The organism is Cupriavidus sp. SK-4 (genome assembly GCF_000611125.1).
In the GTDB taxonomy this organism is placed as follows: domain Bacteria; phylum Pseudomonadota; class Gammaproteobacteria; order Burkholderiales; family Burkholderiaceae; genus Cupriavidus; species Cupriavidus necator.
This window is the reverse complement of the sequence record NZ_JFJW01000057.1, coordinates 167,896-181,800: the sequence shown is the minus strand read 5'-3', so window position 1 is coordinate 181,800 and position 13,905 is coordinate 167,896. Positions and strand designations below refer to the sequence as shown.

10 protein-coding genes are annotated in these 13,905 nt (G+C 65.1%); 1 reads left to right on the top strand and 9 read right to left on the bottom strand.

Annotation, left to right across the window (positions count from 1 at the left end):
- Window positions 1-136: 136 nt before the first annotated feature.
- From frc (CF68_RS12075) to CF68_RS12035, 9 genes are all read right to left on the bottom strand, one after another.
- Window positions 137-1,387 carry a formyl-CoA transferase gene (frc, locus tag CF68_RS12075; RefSeq protein WP_035818898.1) on the bottom strand — a complete coding sequence of 417 codons (1,251 nt, stop codon included), beginning with the start codon at window positions 1,385-1,387 and terminating at the stop codon, window positions 137-139.
- 42 nt (window positions 1,388-1,429) lie between these two features.
- Complete coding sequence (oxc, locus tag CF68_RS12070; protein WP_035818895.1) at window positions 1,430-3,169, bottom strand: oxalyl-CoA decarboxylase; 1,740 nt, start codon at window positions 3,167-3,169, stop codon at window positions 1,430-1,432.
- A 579-nt stretch (window positions 3,170-3,748) separates the two neighbouring features.
- A complete protein-coding gene (oxlT, locus tag CF68_RS12065; RefSeq protein ID WP_035818892.1) occupies window positions 3,749-5,092 on the bottom strand; it encodes an oxalate/formate MFS antiporter in 1,344 nt (447 codons plus the stop codon).
- Window positions 5,093-5,438: 346 nt separating this feature from the next.
- Entirely contained in the window at window positions 5,439-6,836 is a 1,398-nt protein-coding gene (pntB, locus tag CF68_RS12060; RefSeq protein WP_035818889.1) for a Re/Si-specific NAD(P)(+) transhydrogenase subunit beta, read from the bottom strand.
- Between the two features lie 15 nt (window positions 6,837-6,851).
- A complete protein-coding gene (locus CF68_RS12055) occupies window positions 6,852-8,414 on the bottom strand; it encodes a Re/Si-specific NAD(P)(+) transhydrogenase subunit alpha (RefSeq protein WP_035818886.1) in 1,563 nt (520 codons plus the stop codon).
- A 37-nt stretch (window positions 8,415-8,451) separates the two neighbouring features.
- Entirely contained in the window at window positions 8,452-9,234 is a 783-nt protein-coding gene (locus CF68_RS12050; RefSeq protein ID WP_035818884.1) for a fumarylacetoacetate hydrolase family protein, read from the bottom strand.
- 141 nt (window positions 9,235-9,375) lie between these two features.
- Complete coding sequence (gene frc / locus CF68_RS12045; protein WP_035818879.1) at window positions 9,376-10,608, bottom strand: formyl-CoA transferase; 1,233 nt, start codon at window positions 10,606-10,608, stop codon at window positions 9,376-9,378.
- Window positions 10,609-10,967: 359 nt separating this feature from the next.
- Window positions 10,968-11,687 (bottom strand): GntR family transcriptional regulator, encoded by a 720-nt coding sequence (locus CF68_RS12040; RefSeq protein WP_011617427.1) that lies wholly within the window; start codon window positions 11,685-11,687, stop codon window positions 10,968-10,970.
- Window positions 11,688-11,964: 277 nt separating this feature from the next.
- On the bottom strand, window positions 11,965-12,942 hold the full coding sequence (locus CF68_RS12035; protein WP_035818877.1) for a 2-dehydropantoate 2-reductase: 978 nt from the start codon (window positions 12,940-12,942) through the stop codon (window positions 11,965-11,967).
- Window positions 12,943-13,148: 206 nt separating this feature from the next.
- Between CF68_RS12035 and CF68_RS12030 the strand changes: the two genes are divergently transcribed.
- Window positions 13,149-13,901 carry a TerC family protein gene (locus CF68_RS12030; RefSeq protein WP_035818874.1) on the top strand — a complete coding sequence of 251 codons (753 nt, stop codon included), beginning with the start codon at window positions 13,149-13,151 and terminating at the stop codon, window positions 13,899-13,901.
- Window positions 13,902-13,905: the final 4 nt, after the last annotated feature.

The window sequence follows — 13,905 nt, the reverse complement described above, 5'->3', positions numbered from 1 at the left end:
ACCAGGGCCGGTCGGCGCCGGCCTGTCATGGCCATCAAGGTAGCGTGCCTCATGGCCGCGCTGCAAGCAAAAACGCCGGGGCCCGCTATGCGCGAGACCCCGGCGTACGCTTCGGCACAAGTGCCCGCGGGCAGCGTCAGATCACCTGGGACTCGCGCAGGCGCTTGATGTCGTCCGCGCCGTAGCCCAGGCCGGCCAGCACCTCTTCGCTATGCTCGCCCAGCAGCGGCGACCCGGTGATCTCCGGCTTCAGGTCGGAGAACTTGATCGGGCTGCCCACCGTCAGGTAGGTGCCGCGCTCCTTGTGCGGCACCTCGGTGATGCTGCCGCTGGCGCGCAGCGACGGATCATCGGCGATTTCCTTCATCGACAGCACCGGCGAGCACGGAATGTCGAACTTGCGCAGGATGTCCACGGCCTCGTACTTGGTCTTGTCGGCCAGCCATTCCTCGATGGTGTTGAAGATATCGAAGATATGCGGCTGGCGTGCCTTGGCGGTGGCGTAGTTGGGATCGGAAATCCATTCCGGCTTGCCCAGCGCCTTGCAGATCGGCTCCCAGGCATGGCCCTGGATGGTGAAGTAGATATAGGCGTTGGGGTCGGTCTCCCAGCCCTTGCACTTCAGCACCCAGCCCGGCTGGCCGCCGCCGCCCGCGTTGCCGCCGCGCGGCACCACGTCGCTGAAGCTGCCGTGCGGATACTGCGGGTACTCCTCCAGGTAGCCCAGGCGGTCCAGGCGCTGCTGGTCGCGCAGCTTGACGCGGCACAGGTTCAGCACCGCATCCTGCATCGACACGGCCACCTTCTGGCCCTTGCCGGTCTTGTCGCGTCCGATCAGCGCGGTCAGGATGCCGATGGCCAGGTGCATGCCGGTGTTGGAATCGCCCAGCGCCGCGGCGGACACCGTCGGCGGGCCGTCCCAGAAGCCGGTGGTCGAGGCCGCGCCGCCGGCGCACTGGGCCACGTTCTCATAGACCTTCAGGTCTTCATAGTGGTGGCCGTCGCTGAAGCCCTTGACCGAAGCCACGATCATCTTGGGGTTCAGTTCGTTGATGCGTTCCCACGAGAAACCCATGCGGTCCAGCGCGCCCGGGCCGAAGTTCTCGACCAGCACGTCCGATTCGCGGATCAGCTGCTCCAGGATCTTCTTGCCGTCCGGCTTCTTGGTGTCCAGCGTCAGGCTGCGCTTGTTGGAGTTGAGCATGGTGAAGTACAGCGCATCGACATCCGGGATGTCGCGCAGCTGCGTGCGCGTGACGTCGCCGGAACCGGGGCGCTCGACCTTGATGACGTCTGCGCCGAACCAAGCGAGAAGCTGCGTGCAGGCGGGCCCGGCCTGGACGTGCGTGAAGTCGATGATCTTGATGCCGTTGAGCGGGAGGTTCACTTTCGTTCTCCTATTGGATCAGAGGGGTGAAATTCGGGTGAATTACTTCTTGGCCGAGCTTTGCGGATTCAGATTGGTCAGACGACCGCTTTCCGTGCCAGCAGCCGGATCGATGACAGCGTTGACCAGCGTGGGCTTGCCCGACCGCAGGGCTTCGTTCACCGCAGCTTCGAGTTCCGCCGGCGTGGTGACGTTGTAGCCGACGCCACCGAACGCTTCCATCATCTTGTCGTAGCGCGCGCCCGGGACGAACGTCGTGACCGCCGGATCCTTGCCGCCGGTCGGATTCACGTCGATGCCCTTGTAGACGCCGTTGTTGTTGAAAATGACGATGCAGACCGGCAGGTTGTAACGGCAGATCGTCTCGACTTCCATGCCCGAGAAACCGAACGCACTGTCACCGCACAGCGCCAGCACCGGCTTGCTGGTCTCGACCGCCGCGGCGACGGCGTAGCCCATGCCCACGCCCATCACGCCCCAGGTGCCCACGTCCAGGCGCTTGCGCGGCTCGTACATGTCGATCACGGCACGGGCGTAGTCCAGCGTGTTGGCGCCTTCGTTGACGAACGAGATGCCCGGGTTGGCCTTGACCACATCCTTGAGCACGCTCAGCGCGCCGTGGAAGTTCATCGGCGCGACATCCTTGGACTTGGCCAGGGTCTCGGCCATCTTCGCCAGGTTCGTGTCCCTGCGGTCGGCCACCGCGTTCAGCCACTCGGCGCCCGGCTTGGCAAAGTCATTGCCGACCTGGTCGAGGATCGCCGACACGCACGAACCAATGTCACCCACTACCGGCGCGGCAATGGCGACGTTGCTGTCCATCTCGGTCGCCGCGATGTCGATCTGGATGAATTGCTTCGGCTTGCCCCAGGTCTTGCCCTTGCCGTGCGACAGCAGCCAGTTCAGGCGGGCGCCGACCAGCAACACCACGTCAGCTTCAGCCAGCACATACGAGCGTGCGGCCGAGGCCGATTGCGGGTGCGTATCGGGCAGCAGGCCCTTGGCCATCGACATCGGCAGGGACGGAATGCCCGTCTTCTCGACCAGCGTGCGGATATCCGCTTCGGCGCGTGCGTACGCGGCACCCTTGCCCAGCAGGATCAGCGGGCGCTTGGCGCTCTTCAGCAGCGCGACGGCACGGTCGACCGAGTCCGGTGCAGGCAGTTGGCGCGGGGCCGGGTCCACCACCTTGATCAGCGACTTGCGGCCCTTCTCGGCTTCCATCGACTGGCCCAGCAGCTTGGCCGGCAGGTCCAGGTACACACCACCCGGACGGCCCGACACGGCGGCACGAATGGCACGCGCGATCCCGACACCAATGTCTTCAGCGTGCAGCACGCGGAAGGCAGCCTTGGCGTGCGGACGGGCGATGGCCAGCTGGTCCATCTCTTCGTAGTCACCCTGCTGCAAATCGACGATCTCGCGCTCGCTGGAGCCGCTGATCAGGATCATCGGGAAGCAGTTGGTGGTCGCATGCGCCAGCGCCGTCAGCCCGTTCATGAAGCCGGGCGCAGACACGGTCAGGCAAACGCCCGGCTTTTGTGTGAGGAAGCCGGCAATCGCTGCTGCGTTGCCCGCGTTCTGCTCGTGACGGAAGCTGATGACGCGCATGCCGTTGGCCTGCGCCAGACGGGCCAGATCGGTGACCGGAATGCCGGGCAGGCCGTAGATGTTTTCGATGCCGTTCAGCTTCAGCGCGTCGATGACCAGGTGAAAACCATCGGTTTGTGCCTGATGTTCTTCCGTGGCGTGACGCTGCAGTTCGTTTCCGACTTCTGCCATGGTTGATTCCTTCTATACAAATTGACTGGGGTTGGAATTCTTCTGATTCAGGGTGTCTTCCGCGTGGTGCTCCCGACCCGCTTGGCTTCGACGACTTCGGACATGTCTTGGTCTCCTCGTTGAATTCTTTACGGGGCGGGGCACTCTCGCCTTCTCGCCCTTCACTGTTGCTACCCGTTTGCCTTGCGGCGCCCGATCGTTTCACTCGATCTTGATGACATACGGTATGTGATATATCAGAACGAAGCAAGAAGAATTTCTACTAAGCCCTCAAGTTTCGTCGGTGCGGCGCAGCAATTTTGCAGGCAACTACAGCTAAATCACCGCAATTCCTGAAAGCACGCCATTCATGCGCAATCGGCACAGATTTCCGGGCTGTCGAAGCCTGGAAAGCTCATCTGAACTACGCAGCAAGATATATTACATACCAAAATTCCAGCGACTTTCCGGCCGTCTGGAACACGTTGCCACGCGCTGGCGTCCTTCGCGAACACCAGCGCGTCCACTAATAGAAATGCTCTGACCTCACTCCGAAGCCCGGCAGCCTGCGCCAGGCTCCCCTACCCTTCAGCCTGGGGATTACTCCCCCTGACGCGGCGACATGCCAGCCAGGAACGCGGCGTCAGACACGCGCACTGCCTCGGCATGCCCGGTGATAAAGCGCTTGCGCATGGGCGCCAGGAACACCTTGGCCGAGATCCCCGCCGCAATCGTCACCACCGCCGCCACCGAGAACACGGCTCCCCAGCCACCATAGGCCGACAGGATCGATGCCAGCGGCACCACCATCGCCGCCGTACCCTTTGCCGTGTACAGCGTGCCCGCATTGGCCGCCGCGAACTTGCTGCCGAAGGTATCGGCGCACAAGGCCGGGAAGATCGAGAAGATCTCGCCCCAGAACAGGAAGGTCAGCGCCGCGAAGAACATGAACCAGTACGGGTTGTGGCCCATCTGCATCAGCCCGAGCAGCGCCAGGCCTTCGCCGATGAAGATCACGAACATGGTGTTCTCGCGCCCGAACCGGTCCGACAGGAAGCCGCACAAGGGCCGCGTAAAGCCATTGCACATGTTGTCGATCGACAAGGTCATGGTCAGCAGCGGCAGCGTCATGCCCAGCATCGTCACCGGCATCGAGGCGAAGCCGAAGTCCTTGGCGATGGGCCCGAGCTGCGCCGTGGCCATGATCCCGCCCGCCGCCACGGCCACGAAGCAGACGTAGATCAGCCAGAACACCGGCGTCTTCACCATTTGCCCCGGCGAGAACTCGACCGGATTGGTCAGCACCGCCTTGGCCGCCACCGCGCCCTTGGGCGCCCTGGGCTTCACCAGCAGCAGTGCCAGCACGAAGATGCACACGCCCTGCAGGATGCCGAAGGTCAGGAAGGCCTTTTCATAGCCCGAGCTCTGGATCATGTTGGCGATGGGGATCACGGTGATGGCCGAACCGGCACCGAAACCCGCCGCCGTCAGCCCGGCTGCCAGGCCGCGCTTGTCCGGGAACCACTTCAGCGCGTTGCCGACGCAGGTCCCGTAGACGCCGCCCGCGCCGATGCCGGCAATCACCGCGGCCGCATAGAGCTCCGGCAGCGTGGTCGCATAGGAATTCATCACCCAGGCCAGTCCCGCACAGATGGCCCCGCCCGCCACCACCGGACGCGGGCCGAACTTGTCCACCAGCCAGCCTTCCAGCGGCACCAGCCAGGTTTCAGTCACGATAAAAATGGAAAATGCCACCTGGATGGCGGACGCGCCCCAGTGATGCTTGGCGTCCATCGGTGACACGAAGAGGGTCCAGCCGTACTGTAAATTCGCCACCAGCCCCATGCACACCACGCCAATTGCAAGCTGGATCCAACGGTTCTGCAGCCCGCGGCCGTTCACGTTGCCGTGACCGGCCGAGGCCGATGCTTCAAATTGCGCCATCTGTCTTGTCTCCTGGTACTGTTTGCTTGTGCTTTCACGGGCACATCAGGGCTTTGTGGGATGCCCTTCTCACAACTAGACCGGCGCCTTGCATTGCGGCACATGAAGTCGTGGATTCATGCTACCTGAAGCTTAATTTGACTAGTCTTAAAGTTTTTTATCGCATCTATTCACGATCGTTTATATATCGCGGAACTGGCATGAATCGCCTGCCGAGCTTCCATAACAGGCCGTCTAAGGCCGGACCCGTCCAGACAACAAAAGCCACCGCCGCCCCGACAAACGCGGGGGCGACGGTGGCTTCGTGGCCGCCGGAACGTGGCCAGGATTGGATACCTCGGCCAACTCAGGCCGGTGCTTCCTCCAACTGCCGCAGCAAGGCGTCGACACTGCCCTTGGCGTCGCCAAACCACATCCGCGTGTTGTCCTTGTAGAACAGCGGGTTGTCCACGCCGGCGTAACCCGCCGCCATGCTGCGCTTGGACACCACCACGGTGCGGGCCTTCCACACCTCCAGCACCGGCATGCCGGCAATGGGGCTGCCCGGGTCCTCCAGCGCGCCGGGGTTGACGATGTCGTTGGCGCCCACCACCAGTACCACGTCGGCCTTCTCGAAGTCGTCGTTGATCTCTTCCATCTCCAGCACGATGTCGTACGGCACGCGAGCCTCGGCCAGCAGCACGTTCATGTGCCCGGGCAGGCGGCCCGCCACCGGATGGATGCCGAAGCGGACATTGACCCCCTGCGCCCGCAGCCGCCGCGCGATCTCGCTGATGGTGCCCTGGGCCTGCGCCACAGCCATGCCGTAGCCTGGCACGATGATCACGTCGCTGGCGTCCTTGAGCAGGTTGCCGACTTCCTCGCTGGACACCGGCAGCACCTCGCCCTGCTCGGTCGCCGCGCCCTGCGCCTGCACCGCGCCGAAGCCGCCCAGGATCACTGACAGGAACTTGCGGTTCATCGCCTTGCACATGATGTAGCTGAGGATGGCGCCGCTCGATCCCACCAGCGCGCCGGTGATGATCAGCAGGTCGTTGCCCAGCATGAAGCCGGTCGCCGCCGCAGCCCAGCCGGAGTAGCTGTTGAGCATCGACACCACCACCGGCATGTCGGCGCCGCCGATGGCCAGCACCAGGTGCGCGCCGACCAGCAGCGCGATCCCAGTCATGATCGCCAGCGGCACCAGTCCCTGCTGCGCGTCGGGCGCGCTCAGGAAGGCATAGCCCAGCCACACGCAAACCAGCAGCGCGATGGCGTTCAAGGCATGCCGCCCGGGCAGCAGCATCGGCTTGCCGCCCATGGTGCCCTGCAGCTTCAGGAACGCGATGATCGAGCCCGTGAACGTGACCGCGCCGATCAGGATGCCAAGGTAGGTCTCCACTTCATGGATGGCCTTCTCCGCGCCGGTGAGCGCATGGCTATCCAGGTAGTTGGCGTAGCCCACCAGCACCGCGGCCAGGCCGACGAAGCTGTGCAGCACCGCCACCAGCTGCGGCATCTGCGTCATTTCCACGCGCTTGGCCAGCATGGCACCGGCGATGCCGCCCACCAGCATCGCGCCGATGACGATGGCGATGCCGTCCGGGCTGCCCGCCAGCACGGTGGTCAGCACCGCGATCACCATGCCGGCGATGCCGAGCAGGTTGCCGCGGCGCGCGGTGCCGGGGTGGCTCAGCCCGCTCAGGCTGAGGATGAAGAGCGCACTGGCGCCCAGGTAAGCGATATTGCTGATTCCGGATGGCATCCCTGTCTCCCCCCTCTAGTCCCGTTGGAACATCTTGAGCATGCGCTGCGTCACCAGGAAGCCGCCGGCGATATTGATGGTGGCCAGCAGCACCGCGCTGCCGGCAATCACCGCCGTCACCAGCGACGGCTTGCCCAGCTGCACCAGCGCCCCCACCACGATGATTCCGCTGATGGCATTGGTCACGCTCATCAGCGGCGTATGCAGCGCGGCGGTGACGTTCCACACCACCTGGTAGCCGACAAAGATCGCCAGCACGAATACCGTGAAATGCGCCATGAAAGCCGGCGGCGCGACCGCGCCCAGGCCCAGCAGCGCAGCCGCCGCGATGGCCAAAGCGAGCAGCGTCGCGCCGGTGCGGCTGCGCGGCGGCTCGGCCTCGGCCTGCAGCGGCGGCGGCGCGGCCGGCGCCTGCTGCTGCGGGATCGCCACCGTCAGTGGCGGCGGGGGCCAGGGCACCGTGCCCTGGTGCAGCACCGTGGCGCCGCGGATCATCTCGTCGTCCATGTCGACCACGAGCTGGCCGTCCTTGCCCGGCGTCAGCTCCGTCAGCAGGTGGCGGATATTGGTGCCATAGAGCTGGCTGGCCTGCGCGGCCATGCGGCTGGGCAGGTCGGTGTAGCCGATGATGGTGACGCCGTGCTGGCGCACCGCTTCGCCCGGCACGGTCAGCACGCAGTTGCCGCCCTGCTCCGCGGCCAGGTCGACCACCACGCTGCCGGCGCGCATCAGGCCCACCGTGCCGGCCTCAAGCAGCTTGGGCGCGGGCCTGCCCGGGATCAGCGCGGTGGTGATGATGATGTCGACCTCGCGCGCCTGTTCGGCAAAGAGACGCATCTCGGCTTCGATAAAGGCCGGGCTCATCTCCTTGGCATAGCCGCCACCGCCGTTGCCGTCCTCTTCGATCTCGACGGTCAGGAACTCGGCGCCCAGGCTTTCGATCTGCTGGCGCACCACTGGCCGCGTATCGAAGGCGCGCACCACGGCACCCAGGCTGCGCGCCGCGCCGATGGCCGCCAGCCCCGCCACGCCCGCGCCGATCACCAGCACGCGCGCCGGCGGGATCTTGCCCGCGGCCGTGATCTGCCCGGCAAAGGGCCGCCCGAACGCATGCGCGGCTTCGATCACCGCGCGGTAGCCCGCCATATTGGCCATCGAGCTGAGCGCATCGAGCTTCTGCGCACGCGATATGCGCGGCACGCAGTCCATCGCCAGCACGGTTGCGCCGCGCTGCGTCAGCCGCTCCAGCATCGCCATCTGCTGCGCCGGCCAGACAAAGCCGATCAGCGTGGCATGCTTCTTCAGCAATGCCGCCTCTTCAACGCCCAGGCTGGGATGGACCTGCGGCGGGCGCACCTTGATCACCACGTCGACCGAGGCCCACAGGCTGGCCGCGTCGACAATGGCCGCACCGGCGGCGCTGTAGTCAGCATCGGAGAACGACGCTTCCTGGCCCGCCCCGGTCTCCACCACTACCTGGTAGCCGAGCTTGAGCAGTTCCCTGACCGAGTCGGGCGTGGCGGCAACGCGCCGCTCGCCCGGGTGGACTTCGCGTGGCACACCGATCGTCATTGGCATGGCATTCACCGTTTTATGGAAGGAATCAGGCGCCGGCTCAGCCGCGCACGTGGTTGACCAGCGAGCCGATGCCCGCGATCGCCACCTCGACCACCGCGCCGTCCTTCATCGACCCCACGCCGATCGAGGTGCCGCACGCAATCACGTCGCCGGGCATCAGCGTCAGGTCCTGCGAGATCCGGCTGACCTGTTCCTCGGGCGAGAAGATCATGTCCGACAGCGGGTAGTTCTGCCGCTCCACGCCATCGAGCCGCGTGATGACGCTGGCGGCTTTCCAGTTGAAGCCGGAGACAATGGCCGGGCCGATGCAGCCGAAGGTGTCGAAGCCCTTGGCGCGCGTCCACTGCGGGAAGTTGGGGTCGGCCGTGATCAGCTCGGCCGCGGTCACGTCGTTGACGACGGTGTAGCCGAAGATATGCGCGCCGGCCTCAGCCACCGACACATTACGCGCCTTGCTGCCGATCACGATGCCCAGCTCGCCCTCATAGACGATCTTGCCGTCGTAGCTCTTGGGGCGCAGCACCGCATCGCCCGGCCCGGCCAGCGACGAGGCCGGCTTGAGCAGGAACAGCGGGTGCGTGGGCACGGGCTTTTCCAGCTTGCGCGCGAGCGCATGGAAGTTGTTCCACAGCGCCACCACCTTGCCCGGCGCACAGGGCGCGAGCAGCGTCAGCGACGCGCGGTCATGCACGGCGCCGGTTGGGGCGGGGTCGTTGAAACCGTCGCCGTCATATTCGACGACACGGTTGCCATCGGCTTCGTCGATGCGGCCATGGCCGATGCTGCCGTCAGCGCGGCGAAAGCGTATCCAGGTTTGCACAGCATGCTCCTTGCGCAGGCAAAGGGAGGCCCTGCCTGCTCCGATGTCGGTTGCAGGATGATCTTGGAAGAATTGGGATCGCGGGCGGCGCGCGCCCGGAATCGTCATTCCCGCACGGGCGGGAATGACGTCAGGCTTGCGTCATACCGCGCCGGCCAGCTTCATCGCGGCGATCTGCGCGGGCGAGCGCCCCAGCCACTCGAGGATCTCTTCGGTATGCTCGCCCAGCAGCGGCGAGCGCTCGATCTCCACCGGCGACGCGGAGAGCGTGATCGGGCAGCCCAGCTGCACGTAGCTGCCGCGCTGCGGGTGCTCCAGCTCCTTCAGGTAGCCGCGCTGGTACAGCGACTCGTCCTCGATCAGGTCCTTCATCGACAGGATCGGGCCGCATGGCACATCGACCTCGTTGAGCGCCGCCATCACGTCGAACTTGCTGCGGCCGCCGGTCCATTTCTCGATCACGGCAAAGCAGTCGGCCAGGTGCTTGAGGCGTGCCTCGGGCGTGGCGTAGTCCGGATTGGTGATCAGGTCCTCGCGCCCGCACAGGCGCATCAGCGGCTCCCAGCCCTGCGGCTGGATGATGACGTAGACATAGTCGTTGGGGCCGCCCGGCGCGCAGCGCAGCGCCGCGCCCGGCTGGCCGCCGCCCGAGGCATTGCCGGCGCGCGGCACGTGGTCGCCGAACTCTTCGTTCGGGTACTCGCGCAGCGGGCCGTTGGACAGGCGCTGCTGGTCGCGCAGCTTGACGCGGCACAGGTTCAGCACCGCGTCCTGCATCGCCACTTCCACGCGCTGGCCGCGGCCGGTGTGCTCGCGCTGCAGCAGCGCGGCCAGGATGCCGACCACGCAATGCACGCCCGTGCCCGAATCACCGATCTGCGCGCCGGTGACGGTGGGCACGCCTTCGGCATCGCCCGTGGTGGAGGCCGAACCGCCCATGCACTGCGCCACGTTCTCATACGCCTTGCAGTCCGCGTACGGCCCCGGGCCGAAGCCCTTGATCGAGGCATAGACCAGCCGCGGGTTCAGGTCCTGCAGGTGGTCCCAGTCAAAGCCCGCGCGCTCCAGCACGCCCGGCCCGAAGTTCTCGATCAGCACGTCGCTGCGCTGGACCAGGTCTTCGAGCAGCGCCTTGCCTTCGGGCGTCTTCATGTTCAGCGTCAGGCTGCGCTTGTTGCTGTTGAGCATGGTGAAGTACAGGCTGTCGGCGTTGGGCACGTCGCGCAGCTGGCTGCGGGTGATGTCCCCGCGGCCGGGCATTTCCACCTTGATCACGTCCGCGCCCAGCCACGCCATCAGCTGCGTGGCCGAGGGGCCCGCCTGGACATGGGTCATGTCCAGGATACGAACGCCTTGCAGTGCCTTGGTTTCCATTTCGGATGTCTCCTCGGACGATGGTTTCACTTGTATATGGTCTGATTCCTGGTGCTCGGCGCGTACTCGCTCGGGTCCGTTCCGGCCCTCTTGATGACATACGGTATGTGATATATCAGAAGAGGGCAAGAGGAGTTTGCCCGATGCAACACAAATTTCGACGATGCAATGCAGCAATCGGCTGGTTTTGCCTGCCGGAGGTGGGAAATCCGGCGAAATCCCGAATTATCCAGCCAGCATTCTTTTCGCATTGATATATCACATACCATAACGCGAAACACTCGCCCGCTATCCGGAAGCGCACAAAAGCAAAACGGCGGACCCAGGTCCGCCGTTTTGCCGCCCTGCCCCGCCCGCCTTCAGTCGAGGAAGTCGCAGTGCCGTTCCACGTAATCAGCCAGATCCAGCGAATGCTGCCGCACCAGCCGCTCGGCCAGCTCGGTATCGCGCTTCTCCAGCGCCTCGATGATGCGCAGGTGGTCCACGATCGAACGTGCCGCCCGGTCGCTCTGCGAGATCGTCATCTTCCGGATCGCGCGCACGTGGATAAAGATATTGCGGATCGTGTCCATGATGATGTGCGACTTGGACAGCTGCACGATCGCCTGGTGGAACGCGATATTGGCGTCGGAATACTCTTCGATATGCTCGGCCGGGGTGGAATCGCGGAAGCTGTCGAACATGCTGCGCAGCTGCGCGATCTCGGCATCGGTGGCGTTCTCGGTGGCCAGCCGCGCCGCCATGCTTTCCAGCGCGGCCCACATCTGGATCATCTCCACGATCTCGCGCTTGGTCTTGCGCATGATGTAGATGCCGCGCCGGGGCACGGTGCGCAAGAAGCCCTCCTGCTCCAGCAGCGTCATGGCTTCGCGGATGGGCGTGCGGCTGACACCCATGGCCTCGCTCAGCACACGCTCATCGAGGCGGATCTCGTCGCGCGACTGGTAGATATCAGCGTCGGCGATGGCCTGGCGCAACATGGCGTAGGCCTGGTCGCGCAGGCTCGCGCCGGCATTGATCGGTTGCACGGACAAGGCCAGCCCGTTGGGCTGGACGATGGATTGGCTTTGCGCAGACATGAATGAGCTCGTGTGAGACCAGCGGCAGGGCGGCCGGAATGGCTGCCCCCCGCATTGCCGCACAGCTTAGCAAAAACGCCTGACCCATTACGAAAACGCATCAAACAATGCGTTGTTGTCATGCATCGGCACAGTAGCGGTGCGCGGTCTGTCGTATATGGTATATCACTATCGCCCTGCCTTTCTCGCTTCGCAAGCCCGGCTCACGCTACCTTGGCGCGCCTGGCGTGCGCCAGGGGATACCTGACCCGGCGGTATCCCCTGTTCCCAGCCGCGCTCAGGCGGCCAGCTTGGCCATCGTGTCGCGCTGCTTGATCAGCCCCAGCACGGCGTCGCACATCGGCGTGGGCTGCGCGACCAGGCGCCCCATTTCCTGCACCACGGTCAGCAGCGGGTCGATTTCCATGGCCCGCCCGGCCTCCAGGTCCTGCAGCATCGAGGTCTTGTGCGCGCCCACGGCACCGGCGCCGTCGATGCGCCGCTCCACGTCGACGCGGAATTTCACCCCGAAGCGCTCGGCGATGCCCTGCGCCTCCACCATCATCTGGCGCGACAGCGCCCGCGTGGCCGGGTCGGCGGTGATGACGTCGAGCGTGGCATGCGTGAGCGCGCTGATCGGGTTGAAGCACAGGTTGCCCCACAGCTTGAGCCAGATCTCGTCGCGGATGTTGTCGCGCACCGGAGCGTCCAGGTCGGCGGCCATCATCATTTCGCTGAGCCGGGTCACGCGCGCGGAGCGGCTGCCATCCGGCTCGCCCAGCGGAAACTTCTTGCCGTAGACGTGCTTGATCACGCCGGGCGCAACGATCTCAGCCGCGGGATAGACTACGCAGCCGATCGCCCGCTCCGGCCCCAGTCCCTTCCATTGGCGCCCGCCGGGATCAACGCTTTCCAGCGTGCTGCCGGCCAGCTCGCCGCCATGCTTGTAGAAGTACCAGTACGGAATGCCGTTGACGCCGGTGACGACCGCGGTTTCCGGCCCCAGCAGCGGCTGCATCTGGTCCACCACGCCCGGCACGGAATGCGCCTTGAGGGTAATGAACACATAGTCCTGGTGTCCGAGCTCGCGCGGATCGCTGGTGCATCGCACCTTGGCCACGCGCTCCTCGCCGTCGATCAGCAGCCTGACGCCATGTTCCTGCATTGCCGCGAGATGGGGGCCGCGCGCGACGAAGCTGACCTCCGCCCCCGCCCGCGCCAGCTGCGCCCCGACATAGCCGCCGATGGCGCCTGCACCGTAGATACACACTTTCATCGCTGTCTCCTTGATGGCTCGATTTGGATCTTTTGATATATCACATACTATATTCCATAGAGGCGCAAGGCAACCCGCGTCAAACAACCTTTATCTTTCCGGATCAGACTGCGCGGGCAAGCGGCGCTGCGCTAACATGACGCCTGCATGTGCCCCGGGCGGACCACCGTCCGGCGCCGAGTTGCAACCTGACACCCGGAGCCCTCATGGAAGCGTCGTTGGCATTGCTGCAGGACCCCGCCGCATGGGCGGCACTGGCCACCCTGGTGGCCATGGAAATCGTGCTGGGGATCGACAACCTGATCTTCATCTCGATCCTGACCAACAAGCTGCCCGAAGCCATGCGCGAGAAGGCGCGCAAGATCGGCATCAGCCTGGCGCTGGTGATGCGACTGGGCCTGCTGGCGACCATCGCCTTCATCGTCAAGCTCACCGAGCCGGTGTTCACCATCCTGGGCCAGGGGCTGTCGTGGCGCGACATGATCCTGATTGCGGGCGGCGCCTTCCTGGTCTGGAAGGCCACGCGCGAAATCCACCACCATGTCTCGGCGGACGAGGAAGGCGAGGAAGGCGGCACGGCCAAGGTAGTGCAGAGCTTTGCCGCGGCCATCGGCCAGATCCTGGTGCTGGACCTGGTGTTTTCGATCGACAGCATCATCACCGCGGTCGGCATGACCGAGCATGTGCAGATCATGTTCGTGGCGGTGATCGCCGCGGTGATGGCGATGCTGTTCGCGGCCACGCCGCTGGCCAACTTCATCAACCGCAACCCGACCATCGTGATGCTGGCGCTGGCCTTCCTGATGATGATCGGCATGACGCTGATTGCGGAGGGCCTCGGCACCCATGTGCCCAAGGGCTATATCTATACGGCGATGGCGTTCTCGGCCGCGGTCGAGGGACTGAATATGCTGGCGCGCCAACGGCGCCAGCGGCGCCGGGCCAGCGGGCAGGCCTGATGTG

Excerpts from the sequence above, each read along its gene's own strand:
- frc (WP_035818879.1), bottom strand. The coding sequence starts at position 10,608 with ATGGAAACCAAGGCACTGCAAGGCGTTCGTATCCTGGACATGACCCAT.
- CF68_RS12035 (WP_035818877.1), bottom strand. The coding sequence starts at position 12,942 with ATGAAAGTGTGTATCTACGGTGCAGGCGCCATCGGCGGCTATGTCGGG.
- CF68_RS12040 (WP_011617427.1), bottom strand. The coding sequence starts at position 11,687 with ATGTCTGCGCAAAGCCAATCCATCGTCCAGCCCAACGGGCTGGCCTTG.
- oxc (WP_035818895.1), bottom strand. The coding sequence starts at position 3,169 with ATGGCAGAAGTCGGAAACGAACTGCAGCGTCACGCCACGGAAGAACAT.
- CF68_RS12030 (WP_035818874.1), top strand. The coding sequence starts at position 13,149 with ATGGAAGCGTCGTTGGCATTGCTGCAGGACCCCGCCGCATGGGCGGCA.
- pntB (WP_035818889.1), bottom strand. The coding sequence starts at position 6,836 with ATGCCATCCGGAATCAGCAATATCGCTTACCTGGGCGCCAGTGCGCTC.
- oxlT (WP_035818892.1), bottom strand. The coding sequence starts at position 5,092 with ATGGCGCAATTTGAAGCATCGGCCTCGGCCGGTCACGGCAACGTGAAC.
- CF68_RS12055 (WP_035818886.1), bottom strand. The coding sequence starts at position 8,414 with ATGCCAATGACGATCGGTGTGCCACGCGAAGTCCACCCGGGCGAGCGG.